At 65.6% G+C, this 13,957-nt stretch carries 14 protein-coding genes; 4 read left to right on the forward strand and 10 right to left on the reverse strand.

From position 1 onward, the window contains the following. Positions 1-6: 6 nt before the first annotated feature. Complete coding sequence (lipA, locus tag ASF31_RS05860; RefSeq protein ID WP_017504838.1) at positions 7-969, reverse strand: lipoyl synthase; 963 nt, start codon at positions 967-969, stop codon at positions 7-9. A gap of 183 nt (positions 970-1,152) precedes the next feature. Between lipA and ASF31_RS05865 the strand changes: the two genes are divergently transcribed. Then, entirely contained in the window at positions 1,153-2,706 is a 1,554-nt protein-coding gene (locus ASF31_RS05865) for an AMP-binding protein (RefSeq protein WP_055753761.1), read from the forward strand. On the opposite strand, the gene ygiD is transcribed toward ASF31_RS05865, so the two are convergent. The 4 genes from ygiD to ASF31_RS05885 all read right to left on the reverse strand — a co-directional run bounded on the left by ygiD (position 2,707) and on the right by ASF31_RS05885 (position 5,321). Then, positions 2,707-3,465 (reverse strand): 4,5-DOPA dioxygenase extradiol, encoded by a 759-nt coding sequence (gene ygiD / locus ASF31_RS05870; protein ID WP_082465044.1) that lies wholly within the window; start codon positions 3,463-3,465, stop codon positions 2,707-2,709. A gap of 4 nt (positions 3,466-3,469) precedes the next feature. After that, entirely contained in the window at positions 3,470-4,072 is a 603-nt protein-coding gene (gene wrbA / locus ASF31_RS05875; protein ID WP_055753762.1) for an NAD(P)H:quinone oxidoreductase, read from the reverse strand. 98 nt (positions 4,073-4,170) lie between these two features. Continuing rightward, on the reverse strand, positions 4,171-4,539 hold the full coding sequence (locus ASF31_RS05880; RefSeq protein ID WP_200918572.1) for a hypothetical protein: 369 nt from the start codon (positions 4,537-4,539) through the stop codon (positions 4,171-4,173). A gap of 65 nt (positions 4,540-4,604) precedes the next feature. After that, on the reverse strand, positions 4,605-5,321 hold the full coding sequence (locus ASF31_RS05885; RefSeq protein ID WP_235551260.1) for a D-alanyl-D-alanine carboxypeptidase family protein: 717 nt from the start codon (positions 5,319-5,321) through the stop codon (positions 4,605-4,607). Between the two features lie 246 nt (positions 5,322-5,567). On the opposite strand from ASF31_RS05885, the gene ASF31_RS05890 reads away from it, so the two are divergent. Genes ASF31_RS05890 through ASF31_RS05900 form a run of 3 tightly spaced genes read left to right on the forward strand, consistent with a single transcriptional unit; the run spans position 5,568 to position 8,394 of the window. After that, entirely contained in the window at positions 5,568-6,929 is a 1,362-nt protein-coding gene (locus tag ASF31_RS05890; RefSeq protein ID WP_055753840.1) for an MFS transporter, read from the forward strand. Then, positions 6,926-7,720: a nucleoside triphosphate pyrophosphohydrolase gene (mazG, locus tag ASF31_RS05895; RefSeq protein WP_082465045.1), complete on the forward strand. Its 795-nt coding sequence runs from the start codon at positions 6,926-6,928 to the stop codon at positions 7,718-7,720. Before ASF31_RS05890 ends, mazG begins: the two co-directional genes overlap by 4 nt. Positions 7,721-7,731: 11 nt before the next feature. Then, positions 7,732-8,394: an HAD family phosphatase gene (locus tag ASF31_RS05900; RefSeq protein WP_055753765.1), complete on the forward strand. Its 663-nt coding sequence runs from the start codon at positions 7,732-7,734 to the stop codon at positions 8,392-8,394. Here the strand turns inward: ASF31_RS05900 and ASF31_RS05905 are convergent. From ASF31_RS05905 to ASF31_RS05925, 5 genes are all read right to left on the reverse strand, one after another. Further along, a complete protein-coding gene (locus ASF31_RS05905) occupies positions 8,385-10,022 on the reverse strand; it encodes a Na+/H+ antiporter (protein ID WP_055753766.1) in 1,638 nt (545 codons plus the stop codon). The genes ASF31_RS05900 and ASF31_RS05905 overlap by 10 nt on opposite strands. Positions 10,023-10,028: 6 nt before the next feature. Then, the gene (hflX, locus tag ASF31_RS05910) at positions 10,029-11,342 is read right to left on the reverse strand and encodes a GTPase HflX (RefSeq protein ID WP_055753767.1); all 1,314 of its coding nucleotides are present in this window, start codon (positions 11,340-11,342) and stop codon (positions 10,029-10,031) included. Next, a complete protein-coding gene (hfq, locus tag ASF31_RS05915; RefSeq protein ID WP_003164861.1) occupies positions 11,343-11,588 on the reverse strand; it encodes an RNA chaperone Hfq in 246 nt (81 codons plus the stop codon). Between the two features lie 101 nt (positions 11,589-11,689). Next, positions 11,690-12,550, reverse strand: coding sequence for a D-amino-acid transaminase (locus ASF31_RS05920; RefSeq protein ID WP_055753768.1), 861 nt, complete (start codon positions 12,548-12,550; stop codon positions 11,690-11,692). Then, positions 12,550-13,956 (reverse strand): sigma-54 dependent transcriptional regulator, encoded by a 1,407-nt coding sequence (locus tag ASF31_RS05925; RefSeq protein WP_055753769.1) that lies wholly within the window; start codon positions 13,954-13,956, stop codon positions 12,550-12,552. Before ASF31_RS05925 ends, ASF31_RS05920 begins: the two co-directional genes overlap by 1 nt. Between the last annotated feature and the right edge of the window lies 1 nt (position 13,957).

The following is a 13,957-nucleotide window of genomic DNA, read 5'->3' on the forward strand; positions in this document are numbered from 1 at the left end:
CGGGACTTAGCGGCGCAGCTGCGCCTCGCGCGCCGCCTTCAGCCGGGCGAAGTCGTCGCCGGCGTGGTGGGACGAACGCGTCAGCGGGCTGGAGGACACCATCAGGAAACCCTTGGCCCGGGCGATCGCCTCATAGGCTTTGAACTCTTCCGGTGTGACGAAGCGGTCGATGGCGGCGTGCTTGCGCGTGGGCTGGAGATATTGGCCGATGGTGATGAAATCGACGCCGGCGGACCGCATGTCGTCCATCACCTGCATGACCTCTTCCTTGGTCTCGCCCAGGCCGACCATGATGCCGGACTTGGTGAACTGGTTCGGGTCCCGCTCCTTGACCATCTGCAACAGGCGCAGGCTGTGGAAGTAGCGCGCGCCCGGCCGGATCTTCAGATACAGGCGCGGAACGGTCTCCAGATTATGATTGAAGACGTCGGGCTTGGCGTCGATCATCACGGCCGCCGCCCCGTCCTTGCGCAGGAAGTCGGGGGTCAGGATCTCGATGGTGGTGTCGGGCGCCTGGATGCGGATCTGGCGCACCACCTCGGCGAAGTGGGCCGCGCCGCCGTCGGCCACATCGTCGCGATCGACGGACGTGATGACGACGTGGTTCAGGCCCATCTGCTGGACGGCCAAGCCCACCTTGCCCGGCTCTTCCGGATCCAGCGGCTGAGGCAGGCCCGTCTTGACGTTGCAGAAGGCGCAGGCTCGCGTGCAGGTGTCGCCCATGATCATCAAGGTGGCGTGTTTCTGGCTCCAGCACTCGCCGATGTTCGGGCAGGCCGCCTCTTCACAGACCGTCACCAGCCCCTTGGAGCGAACGATCTCCTTGGTGGCGTTGTATTGACCAGAGCCCGGCGCTTTGACCCGCAGCCAGTCGGGCTTTTTCAGAACGACCGACTCGGGCCGGTTCTGCTTTTCGGGGTGGCGCAGCTCGGACGGCTTACGCTGAAGGGTGTCGATCAGGGTGACCATGGCCGGTATGTCGGACTTTGAGGCCGTTTAGGCAAGGCACACCGGGTAACAGACTTGCCGCAGGCGTGATCGCGCATCGGAACTCACGCGACGTTACGCATCTTTTCAAGATGCGGCGGCGTCATTAATGACAGTCGCCCGAACAACAGAGAGGGCCGCCCGCGTCCTCCGTAGGAGACGCGCTTGCGCCAGGCCCTGGATCCCTCGCTTTACGACTCGACCCTGATCGACGCCCTGATCGATGCGCGGTCGCGGTTCGGCGACAAGGAAATCCTGGAGGATCAGGACCGGCATCCGCTGACCTACACCGGCCTGATCCGCGCCGCCTTCGTGCTGGGCCGCAAGATCGCCAATATGACCGACAAGGGCGAGCGGGTCGCCATCCTGCTGCCGTCGTCCATGGGCGTCGTCGTCACCTTCTTCGGCCTGCACGCCCACGGCCGCGTGCCGGTGATGCTGAACTTCACCGCCGGCGAAGCCAATCTGAAGGCGGCCATCAAGGCCTCCGGCGTCAAGAAGGTGTTGACCGCAAAACGCTTCATCGATCAGGCCAAGCTGGACGACCTGATCGTCGAACTGAAGACGGTGGCCGAGGTCGTCTGGCTGGACGACGTGCGCAAGACCATCGGCCTGGCCGACAAGCTCTACGGCCTCGCCGCCGGCGCGGCGCCCAAGCGGTTCCGCGTGAAGACGGATCCGGACGCGCCGGGCGTCGTCCTGTTCACCTCCGGCAGCTTCGGCACGCCCAAGGGCGTGGTGCTGAGCCAGAAGAACCTCGTCGCCAATGCGCGTCAAGTGGCGGCTCATATCGACCTGCTGCCCGAATGGGTGATGTTCAATCCCCTGCCGACCTTCCACTGTTTCGGCCTGACCGGCGGGGTCATCCTGCCGCTGCTGCAAGGGTTGAAGGCCTTCCAGTATCCGTCGCCGCTGCACGCCAAACAGATCACCGACCTGCTGCCCCAGGTGAACGCCTCGATCCTGTTCGCGACCGACACCTTCCTGAACCAGTACGGTCGCGTCGCCGAACCGAACGACTTCTCGACGCTGAAGTTCGTGGTCGCCGGCGCCGAGAAGGTGCGCGAGGAGACCCGTACCCTGTTCAACACCAAGTTCGGCGGCGTCGAACTGCTGGAAGGCTACGGCGCGACCGAGGCCTCGCCCGTGATCGCCGTCAACCATCCTGACCGAAACGCACCCGGCACGGTCGGTCAGGTGCTGCCCGGCATCGACTGGAAGCTGGAGCCCGTTGAGGGCATCGACGCGGGCGGTCGCCTGATGCTGCGCGGGCCCAATGTCATGAACGGCTATGTCACCTCAGCCGAGCCGTTGCAGTGGGATCCGATTGGCGACGATTGGCTGGACACCGGCGACATCGTCGATGTGACCGACGACGGCTATGTCACCATCCGCGGCCGCGCCAAGCGCTTCGCCAAGATCGGCGGCGAAATGGTCTCACTGACCGCCGTCGAAGGGATCGCCGGCGCCGTCTGGCCGGATCAGCGCCACGCCGTGGTGTCGATTCCGGACAGCCGCAAGGGCGAGAAGCTGGTGCTCGTCACTGACCACGCCGACGCTGAGGTCGCGCCCCTAGCTGAATGGGCGCGAACCAACGGCGCGCCCGAACTGATCGTGCCGAAAAAGATCGTCAAGGTCGCCGAAGTGCCCGTCTTGGGTACCGGCAAGACGGATTATGTGTCCATTCAGAAGATGGTTGAGGCCGAGAAGGCGGCTTGATCAGCCGATCCGGACGCCTGTCATCGAGATCGAGCCGCCGTCGATGCGGTCGTTGAAGAAGCTGACCGCCTCGCCCGGCTCCTGCTGGGCGGCGATATAAAGCACCGGCAGGAAATGCTCGTCGGTCGGCACGCTTAGCTGCGCGTCCTCGGCCAGCCCCACCCAATCGATCAGGGCCTCATGGTCGCTCCGTTCGAACGCCGTCTTCACCGCCTCGTTGAAGCCGGTCGCCCAGGCGTAGGGTTCGGCGCCGTCCTCGCGCTTCCAGGTCTGCAGATTGTGGACGAAATCGCCCGAACCGGCGATGACGATCCCCTCTTCGCGCAGCGGTTTCAGCGTTTTGGCCAGTTCGTAATGCTGGCGCGCCGTCAGCTCGCGATTCAGCGACAGTTGCACTACCGGCACGTCCGCCTCTGGCCACACATGGCACAGCACCGACCAGGTCCCGTGATCCAGGCCCCACGCTTGCGCCTGGACGGCCCCGGTCAGCGCCGATACCCGCGCCGCCAAGGCGGGCGACCCGGGCGCCGGATACTGCATCTGATGAAGTTCGCGCGGAAAGTTGCCGAAGTCATGGATGGTCTCGGGCCTCTCCTGCGCGGTGACGCCCAGCCCGCGCGTCTCCCAGTGGGCGGAGATCATCACCACACCCTTGGGCTTGCCGATCGCTTCGCCCAGCGCACGCCAGGCGGCCCCATAGGGACCGCCAAGCGCATTCATGGGTGAACCGTGGCCGAAAAAGACGGCGGGCTGGCGCATCGGATCAGCCGTGCAGCTTCTTGGCCAGCTCGGCGATATGCTTGCCCTGGAACCGGGCGCCGTCCAGCTCGACATCGCTGGGCTGACGCGATCCGTCGCCGCCCGTGATCGTCGATGCGCCATAGGGCGACCCGCCGTGGATGGCGTCCAGCGTCATCTGACCCTGGAAGGAATAGGGCAGACCCACGACCGGCATGCCGTGGTGCATGAAGAAGTTGTGCAGCCCCTGGAAGGTGGTTTCCTGACCGCCGTGCTGGGTCGCCGTGGCCGTGAAGGCGCCGCCAATCTTGCCGATCAGGGCGCCCGAGAACCACAGGCCGCCGGCCTGATCCAGGAAGGCGCGCATCTGCGACGCGGCCGAACCGAAACGGGTGCCGGCGCCGATGATGACGGCGTCATAGTCCTTCAGGTCGTCGATCTTGGCGATCGGCGCCTTTTGATCCAGCTTATAGTGAGAGGCCTTGGCCAACTCTTCCGGCACGGTTTCCGGCACACGCTTGATGTCCACGATTGCGCCTTCGACCTCGCGCGCGCCTTCGGCGACTGCCTCGGCCATGGTTTCCAGATGACCGTAGGTCGAATGATAGAGGACGAGGACTTTCGGCATCGAGGAAGCTCCGTTGAATGACAAGGGCCGTCATTCGCAACAACGACCGTTGCTAACTTGGCGCGCTGCTTGCCCTTCTGCAAGTCCCCGACATCAAATCACGTCTCGAAGGGGCAAACGGTGTCATAAAAGGTCCTGTCGCCCGGCGTGGGGCGACCGCGCCGACAATGGAAACGGTGCTCCATCACCATCGCCTGCTGCTCGATGTTCAACGCGTCCCACCGGCAGGTCGGTTCCACGCGGTAGGCATAGGAGGCGGGGGTGTCCCCAGCTTTCAACTTAGCAAACAGCAGATTGACGCCCTGCTGGGCCTGCCAAACGTGCGTCAGTTCATGGATCAGGACGCCCTGCATGCGAACCGGCGCGGCCGCGAAGTCTAAGACGAGCTGCGCTTGCGGCCACACGATCCAGTCTCGCCCGAACCAGCGTCCAGCAACGAAGGCGCGGCGGAACGGCCAACCGATCAAACGGACAGGTGCGAGGTCGATCGCGGCCCCGAAGGCCTCTCGCGCGAGCGATTTCTCAGATTCGGTCAGGGCGCGAACGAAGGATCCCAAGGCTTCACATACTCCCAGTGCCACGGCTCATAGACATAGGGCACAAAGCCGAAACGCCCAGCGTTCGCCACCAGCCAGCGATAGGTCGCCGACCGCGCCATATATTCGCGGCTGGCCGGGGTGGTGGAATCGACACCCAGACCCGGCGCTTGGCCGACATACAGATCGACCGCCGTGCCAGTCCGATGCGGCGAGCAGACGGCGCGGCGCAGGCCGTCGCAGTTGCCCTGCTGCACACAGCGCGTCGCGTCCGCCTCGGGATCGCGGAAGCCGGAGAAGATCTGCAGCAGTTCGGGATCGGCCCCCACCTCCGGAACCTCCGCTCGCGCGGCCGCGACCAGCCGGCGATAGGCGTCCAACACGTCACGGCGCAGCAGACGTGTCAGACGGTCGGCATGTTCCTCGGCCTCTACCAGGTAGCCGAGCTGATTGATCGGCGGCGGCTCGGGACAGGCTCTGCTGACGCGCGCCATGACGAACGGCCGCCGCTCCTGCCAAAGGCCGCGAAACACCTGGAATGTCGCCGCATCGAACAGGCCGGTCGGCGCCAGGCCGTGCGTCTGCTGAAACCCCGCCAGTTGCGATGCAAAGATCGGCGTGCCGGGTCCGCAGGCCGTGTGCAGTTCGCGCTGGATCAGCGGCAGATAGGCCTGCCACCCCCACTCCACCGCCCCGAAAGGCGCCCATTCCATGCCGTAAGCCGCAGCAGCGTTCGCCAGTCCCTGCGCCTGCCAACCGTCGGCGTTGGTGTGGCAGGGTCCGGCCGCACGCGCGCCGCCGGCAAACGTCAGAACGAAGCAAACGGATAGGAACGCAAAAAGGCTTCGCCACATGTCGCACAGGAAGCCCCAAGCCGGTCGATCTCACAAGTGCATGAGTCACCGATCGCTGGCATGGTGGCGCGCGGCCGACTCGCGCCGCGCCTTTCGGACCGATGCATGTCCTCCGCCGCGCCGACCGCGCCCCGCCGTTCCAACGCCGTGCTTGCCGCCTTTTCCGGCCCGTGCCTGCCGCTGGCGGCCTTTGGCGTCGCCCTGCCCGTCACCCTGCCGGAGTTCTACGCTACCTATGTGGGTTTGGAGCTGGGAGTCGTGGCCGCCGTCTTCATGGCCGTGCGCCTGATCGACATCGTCTTCGACCCCTTCATCGGCTGGGGCATGGACAAGACCAGGACGCGGTTCGGTCGCTATCGCCCCTGGATGGCGCTCTCGACGCCGATCCTGATGCTGTCGGCTTTCATGATGTTCGTCGTGGTCCAGCCCGGCGCCGGACCGGCCTATCTTTTTGGTTGGCTGCTGGTCCTCTATCTCGGCTTTTCGATCGGCACCCTGGGCCAACTCGGCTGGGCCGCCGTGCTTGCGCCGCAGTATGACCAGCGCAGCCGGGTCTATGGCTGGTGGCAGGTGTTCAACATCATTGGCGTGATCCTGATTCTGGTGCTGCCGACCGTGGTGGTTCAGACCGGCATCGGAAACTATGCCGACGGCGTGCGCATCATGGGCTGGGCCATCCTGATCGCCCTGCCCGTCACCATCGGCCTCGCCATGGTCGCCGTGCCCGAACCCGTCAATGCCGGCGACCAGCCGCACGGCGGCGCCGGCGCCTATCTGGCCCTGCTGAAGATGCCCACGGTCAGAAAGCTTCTGATCGCCGACCTGCTGCTGGGCGTCGCGCCGGGCATCACGGGTTCGCTGCTGTTCTTCTTCTTCGGACAGATCAAGGGCTACGACCACAGCCAGGCCGGCCTGTTCATGCTGTTCTATTTCGTCGCCGGTTTGTGCGGCGCGCCCATCTGGGCCTGGCTGGCCACGCGGATCGGCAAGGACAAGGCCCTGGCTGTCGCCAGCCTGATCTTCGCGGCCCTCTATATCGCCGCCACCCTGGTTCCCGGCGGCAACTTCATGTTGACGGCAGGCGCCATGTTCATCGCCGGCCTGCCCTATGCGGCCGGCCTGTTCCTGTTGCGCGCCATGATGGCGGACGCGGGTGACGAGGTGCGACTGGAGACCGGTGTGGATCGCACCGGACTGATGTTCTCCATCCTGTCCGCGACGACCAAGATCGGCCACGTGGTCGCGCTGATCCCCTACCTGATCCTGCAGGGCGTGGGCTTCAAGGCGGTGCCGGGCCCGCTAGGCAACAGCGACTTTTCCCTGCTGACGCTCCAGATCCTGTTCATTCTGGTCCCCGGCCTGCTGCTGGCCGCCGCCGCCTGGGTGCTGAAGGGCTATCCCCTGACGCCGAAGCGGCACGATGAAATCCGCCTCGCCCTGGAAGTTCGCGACGGAGTCCGTCGTTGAGACCGATCGACCGCCTGCTCGGCGTCATGGAGCGGTTGCGCGATCCCGACGGCGGCTGTCCCTGGGACGTGGAGCAGACCTTCGCCACCATCGCCCCCTATACGATCGAGGAGGCCTATGAGGTCGCCGACGCCATCGAGCGCAACGATCTCGTTGAGCTGAAGGGCGAGCTTGGCGACCTGCTGTTTCAGGTGGTCTTCCACGCCCGCATGGCCGAGGAACAGGGGCTGTTCGCTTTCGACGACGTGGTCACGGCCATCGCCGACAAGCTGGAGCGCCGCCACCCCCATGTCTTCGGTGACGAGGCGAAGCGCTCCTCGAAGGAACAGACCGTCGCCTGGGAAGCCATAAAGGCCGCCGAGCGAAAGGACCGCAAGAAGCCGGGTGTTCTGGACGATGTGCCGGTCGGCCTGCCCGCCCTGACCCGCGCCGCCAAGCTGACCAAGCGCGCCGGCCGCGTGGGCTTCGACTGGCCTTCCACCGACGAGGTGTTCGACAAGCTGGCCGAAGAGGTCGAGGAATTGCGCGTCGAGATCGCCGCCGGCGACCAGGCCAAGGCGCGCGAAGAGCTGGGCGATCTTCTGTTCGTCGTCGCCAACCTGGCGCGCAAGCTGGACTTCGAACCCGAAGACGCCCTGCGCGCGGCCAACGCGAAGTTCGTGCGTCGCTTCGGCTTCATCGAGGCGGAACTGGCGAAGGACGGCCGTACGCCCGACCAATCGGACCTGGCCGAGATGGACCGCCTCTGGGACGCCGCAAAGGTCGCCGAAAAGGCCGCGCCTGAAGCCTGAGCGACCCCCGCGTGACCTACGACCTGATAATCTTCGACTACGACGGCGTGGTCGCCGACAGCGAGGTGCTGAACAGCACCGTCATGGCCGAACAGCTGACCGCCATCGGTCTGCCGACCTCGCTCGACGACGTCCTGGCCGCCTATACGGGCAAGCGCTGGCGCGACAATCGGCCGGTCGTCGAGGTGGCCTTGGGTCGTGCCTGCCCTGACGACTTCCACACCACATGGTTTGCGACCTGTCGCCAGCGCGCGCCGCAGCAGCTTGAACCCGTGCCCGGTCTGCTGGACTTCGTCGCCGCCCGACCCGAGCCCCGCTGCATCGCCTCGTCCAGCGGCCCCGACTGGATCGGCGTCGGTCTGGACATATTCGGTCTGACGGATCATTTCGACGGCGCGGTCTTCACCGGCCTGGTGGTCGAGCGCGGCAAGCCCCACCCCGACATCTTCCTGTACGCCGCCCACGCCATGGGCGTCGATCCGGCCCGCGTCCTGGTGATCGAAGACAGCGAGGCGGGCGTCACCGCAGGGGTCGCAGCCGGTATGACGGTCGTGGGGCTGACGGCGGGCGGGCATGTTCGCGACGGCCATGCCGAACGCCTGAAGGCGCGCGGCGCACACCACATCGCCGACAGCTATACGGCCGTCTCCGCCTTCATGGATCGTCAGAGGTAGCGCAGTTCCTGAAGATCGACGTCACGGAACAGCTTCTTGGCCGTCACCTCATCCAGCTGACGCGCCCTCATCAATCGACGCAACTCCTCACGCTCGGCCGCCAGCGCCGCTAGCCACAGACGACGCTCGATATCGTCCATCTTGCGCGTCAGGGCGGCGTCTTCCTCGTCCGTGCGGGTGTGGGTCTCGATCCGCTGACGATAGGTTTCCATGATCCGACCGGCGATGTCGGAATAGAGGTCGGGGTCGGGTTTGCCCTCCGCCATGGCGTGCGAGGCGTCCTCGATGGCGCGCAGGGCTGCCGAGGCGGCGGCGACCCGGCCGCGATCCTCTTCCTGCTCGTGCGACGGCTCCGGCGGCAGTTCGACGTTCTTCAAAAGTCTGGGCAAGGCGAAGGTGGCCACCACCAGCGACACCACGATCACACCCGCCGCCAGGAAGATTGCAAGGTTCCGCGACGGCATAGGCGATCCGTCGCCCAAGGCGAATGGCAGGGTCAGGATGCCGGCCAGAGTGATCGCGCCCCTCACACCCGCCAGAGACATCACCATGGTCAGCCGCAGGCCGACCTTGGCCGGAGGCCCACGATGGCGGCGGCGAAACAGGGTCAGCTTCAGCGAGGTCCACACCCAGACGAACCGCAGCGCCGCCAGGGTGGCGACAATGCCGAACACATAGACCGCCAGCCACCAGACCTCGGGCCGGCTGGTGCCCGCCACCACCTCGGCCGCGCGCGACATGATCGAGGGCATCTGTTCGCCCAGGATCACGAAGATGATGCCGTTGGCCACGAACTGAACCGTGTCCCATACGACGCTGCGCCGGATCCGCGTCATCGCCATCGACTGGCCGGCGATGCCGCCGCGTTCGGTGAAGCTCATCGTCACCCCGGCCGCAACCGCCGCCAAAATGCCGGACGCGTGCAGTTCTTCCGCCACCAGATAGGCCGCAAACGGGATCAGCAGACTGACCAGAATCTGCGCACCCACGTCCTCGCCCCAGCGTCGGCTGACAACGCTCTTGGCGTAGCTGATGGCCATGGTTACCAGAACGCCGACGGCGAGCCCGACCAGAGCCAGCCAAGCGAACGTCCCCACCGCGTCGCCGATCGAAAACGCCCCCGTCGTCGCGGCGGCGACCGCGATCCGCATGCAGGTCAGGCCCGTCGCATCGTTCAACAGCGACTCACCTTCCAGAATGTGCATCAGTCGCTTCGGGATCGGCGCTCGCGCCGCGATCGCCTGAACCGCGATGGGATCGGTTGGCGACAGGATGGCGGCCAGGGCCAAAGCGACCGGCAGCGGCATCTCCGGGATCATCCACCAGATCAGGAAACCCAGACCGACGACGGTGAACAGCACCAGCCCCAGCGCCAACTCAAGGATCACCGCCCGGTCGCGAAACAGGTCTTCCTTGGGAATTCGCCAGCCGTCCAGAAACAGCAGCGGCGGCAGGAACAGAAGAAAGAAAATGTCGGGCTCAAGATCGACCGTCTTGCCCGTGATCAGCACGATGGCGGCGCCCAGCCCGATCTGAACCAAGGGCAAGGCGATGCGCGTGATCCGCGCGATCGAACCCGACACTACCACGGCCAACAGCAGAAGCAGGACGGTTTCGATCAGATGCATGAAAACTCAGTCGGTCAGGTCGGGATACAGGCGCTCGAATCGCCCGAGCGCCGCAGGGTGCAACCGGACCGTGACGTGAGTACGGCCAAGCTCATCCGCATCGCGCGACGTGACCCGCCCATGTTCGTACAGCCACGCCAGGGCCTCGCCCTGATGCGGCTCGAGCGTCAGCTGAGTCTCGGGATCGTCGTCGATCAGGCCGGCGATGATCTGGCGCAGAGGTTCGATCCCCTCGCCCGTCCAGGCTGAGACAGCGACCGCCTCACCGTCCTTCGCCAGCCGTTCGGCCTGACCCAGCACAGTCTCGCGCGCTTCATCGTCCAGCAGGTCGATCTTGTTCCAGACCTCCAGCACCCGGCGCGTCTTGCCCTCTGGCGTCTCGATCTGTTTCAGCACGGCCTCGACGTCCTTGGCCTGGGCGGCGCTGTCGGGCGAGGCGATGTCGCGAACGTGCAGGATCAGATCGGCCTCGCCGACCTCCTCCAGCGTGGCGCGGAAGCTCTCGACCAGTTCGTGGGGCAGGTCGGAGATGAAGCCGACCGTATCCGCCACGATGGCCGGTCGCCCTTGCGGCAGCCGGATAGTGCGCTGGGTCGTGTCCAGTGTGGCGAACAGCAGGTCCTTGGCGAAGACCTCCGACCCCGTCAGCCGATTGAAAAGCGTCGACTTGCCGGCGTTTGTGTAGCCGACCAGGGCGATCGTCGGGAACGGCGCCTTCTGACGCTGTTTGCGGTGCAGGCCGCGCGTGCGTCGCACCTCTTCCAACTCGGACTTCAGCCTGACGATGCGGTCGGCGATCAGACGCCGGTCCAGCTCGATCTGGGTTTCGCCGGGCCCACCGGTCGAACCGGTGCCGCCACGTTGCCGCTCAAGGTGGGTCCAGGTCCGCACCAGACGCGACCGCTCATAATCCAGCCGCGCCAGCTCGACCTGAAGCCGCCCCTCCTTGGTCCGCGCGCGACGGCCGAAGATTTCCAGGATCAGGCCGGTGCGGTCGATGACCTTCACCTCCCACGCCTTTTCCAGATTGCGCTGCTGCACCGGCGTCAGGGCGTCGTCGATGATAACAGCCTCGGCGTCTGCGGCGCGCACGAGCGCGGCCAGTTCCTCGACCTTGCCCGTGCCGAACAGGGTCGCTGGCGTGGTGCTGCGCAGCCGCACGATCTCTTCGGCGCGCACGTCGAGGTCCAGCGCGCGGGCAAGGCCCGCCGCCTCCTCAAGCCGTTCGCTCGCCAGCCGGGGACTGTCCGAGCGTCGGTCGGGGTGAATGACGACCGCCCGGATCAGCGGGACGGTGTGGTCGATCAGTTTTTGGGTCAATCAGTCTTCTTCGGCGTCGGGCTCGTACAGCTGCACGGGCGCGGACGGCATGATGGTTGAGATGGCGTGTTTGTACACCAGCTGGGACTGGCCATCGCGGCGCAGCAGGACACAGAAGTTGTCGAACCAGGTCACGATGCCCTGCAACTTGACCCCATTGACCAGGAAGATGGTCAGCGGCGTCTTGGTCTTGCGGACCGAGTTGAGGAAGGTGTCCTGAAGGTTCTGACGTTTGTCTTGCGACATGGCAGGTTTTTCCTGTTCTTCGTTGTTCATCGCCGTGGGAGCGGCGGGGCCGATGCAGCCAACCGCGACCTTAACCGCCGCCCGGCCGCTCGGGCAACGCCCTAAATGGCCCCTCGACGCGCCTGTTCAAGATAGAGTTCTCGCAGGCGGGTCGCCACCGGGCCGGGCTGGCCGTCACCGATTTTCAAGCCGTCCAGCGAAACCAGCGGCATAACGAAGGCGCTGGCGGCGGTGACGAACACCTCGCGCGCCCGTTTCGCTTCATCGACCGAGAAGGCCCGTTCTTCCAGTTCGACACCCTCGGCGGCGGCGAGCTCGATGACGGCTGCTCGCGTGACGCCCCGCAGGATATTGGCTTGGATGTCCCGCGTTCTCAGCCTGCCGTCCTCATCCACGATCCACGCATTGGTCGATGCGCCTTCGGTGATCAGACCCATGTCGTCATACATCAGGCACTCGTAGGCTCCGCGCTCGCGCGCCGCCTGTTTGGCCAGCACATTCGGCAAGAGACCGACGGTCTTTATATCGCAACGCCCCCAGCGAATATCGGGCTGGGTGACGCCGGCCGCGCCGTTTTGCGCCAGACGCTGACTCCGCGCCGGATCGATCGACTTGGCGGTCACGACAACACTGGGCGCGACATCGACCGGAAAGCCATGATCGCGTGGCGCCGTGCCGCGTGTGATCTGCAGATAGACCATGCCGTTGCGCACACGATTGCGCCGCACGGTCTCGCGCAGAACGACGCCCAAGGCGCCGGCGCTCATCGGAATGTCGATCTTCAGTTCGTTCAGACTGCGGTGAAGGCGGCTCATATGACCTTCGAAATCGCCCAGCCTCCCGTCGAAGACCGACCAGACCTCATAGACGCCGTCTGCAAACTGGAAACCGCGATCCTCGATATGGACCACGGCCTCGCCATGCGCGCTATACGCGCCATTCACATAGGCGACGCGTGACATCAGGCCGGCTCTTCTTCATCGCCGCCGCGCGCTGGCGAGACGCCCAGCGACTTCAGCTTTCTATGCAGGGCCGATCGCTCCATGCCGATGAAGGCGGCGGTGCGCGAGATATTGCCGCCGAACCGCATGATCTGCGCCGCCAGATACTCCCGCTCGAAGACCTCGCGCGCCTCCCGCAGCGGCAGGGCGATGGTGCGCTCGCCGCCCAGGTTCGCCGTCCCGCCGTTAGAGGTCGCCACCTCCTGCGGCAGCATGTCGGCGGTGATCGTTTCCGCCGGATCGCCGGTCGCCAGGATCAGCAAACGCTCGATATTGTTGCGCAGCTGGCGAATGTTTCCGGGCCACGGGTGAACCTGCAGCACCGCCACCGCATCGTCCCCAACGATGCGTTTGGGCAGACCTTGCGAAGCGCTGATCGTGTCGACGAAATATTCAACCAGTTCGGCGATGTCCTCGCGCCGTTCCGACAGCGGCGGGACACGGATCGGCACCACATTCAGACGGTGGAACAGGTCTTCGCGGAAACGTCCCTCTGCGATCTCGGCCTTCAGATCGCGCGAGGTCGACGTCACGACGCGGACATCGACCTGCACGTCCTGCTCTCCGCCGACCCGGCGGAACCGCTGATCGACCAGAACGCGCAGGATACGGCTCTGGCTCTCGCGCGGCATGTCGCTGATTTCGTCCAGATACAGCGTGCCGTTGTGGGCGCGTTCGAACACGCCGATCTTGCGCGGACGGCCGTCCTGGCCCTCCTCGCCGAACAGTTCGACATCCAGACGTTCCGGCGTCATGCCGGCGGCCGAAATCGCGACGAACTCGGCGCGGGCGCGCGGACTGGCTTCGTGGATCTGACGCGCCACCAGCTCCTTGCCCGAGCCGGCCGGTCCGGCGATCAGAACCCGACTGTTGGCCTGGGCCACCTTGGTGATGGTGCTGCGCAAGGCCTGCGCAGCCTGTGATCGGCCGATCAGACCGGACGGTGTCATGGTCGCCGCGCGAAGGCGGCGGTTCTCGCGCCTCAGCGTCGCAGCCTCAATGGCGCGTTGGACCACGACAACCAGCCGATCCGACTTGAACGGCTTTTCGATGAAGTCATAGGCGCCGCGCTTCAGCGCCGTCACCGCCGTCTCGATGTTACCGTGACCGGAAATCATCACGACCGGCAGATCAGGATCCAGTTCCTTGACGACCTCCAGCAGTTCCAGCCCGTCCAGCCCGCCGCCCTGCATCCAGATGTCCAGGATCGCCAGCGACGGCTTCCTTGCCCGGATCGCCGCCAGGGCCTCGTCGGAGTTTGCGGCGACGCGCACGGCATGGCCCTCGTCCTCAAGCAGGCCGGACACCAGGTCGCGGATGTCGGCCTCGTCGTCGACAACGAGAATGTCGGAACCGGTTGGTCGCATC

The organism is Brevundimonas sp. Leaf280 (assembly GCF_001422455.1).
Taxonomy (GTDB): Bacteria; Pseudomonadota; Alphaproteobacteria; order Caulobacterales; family Caulobacteraceae; genus Brevundimonas.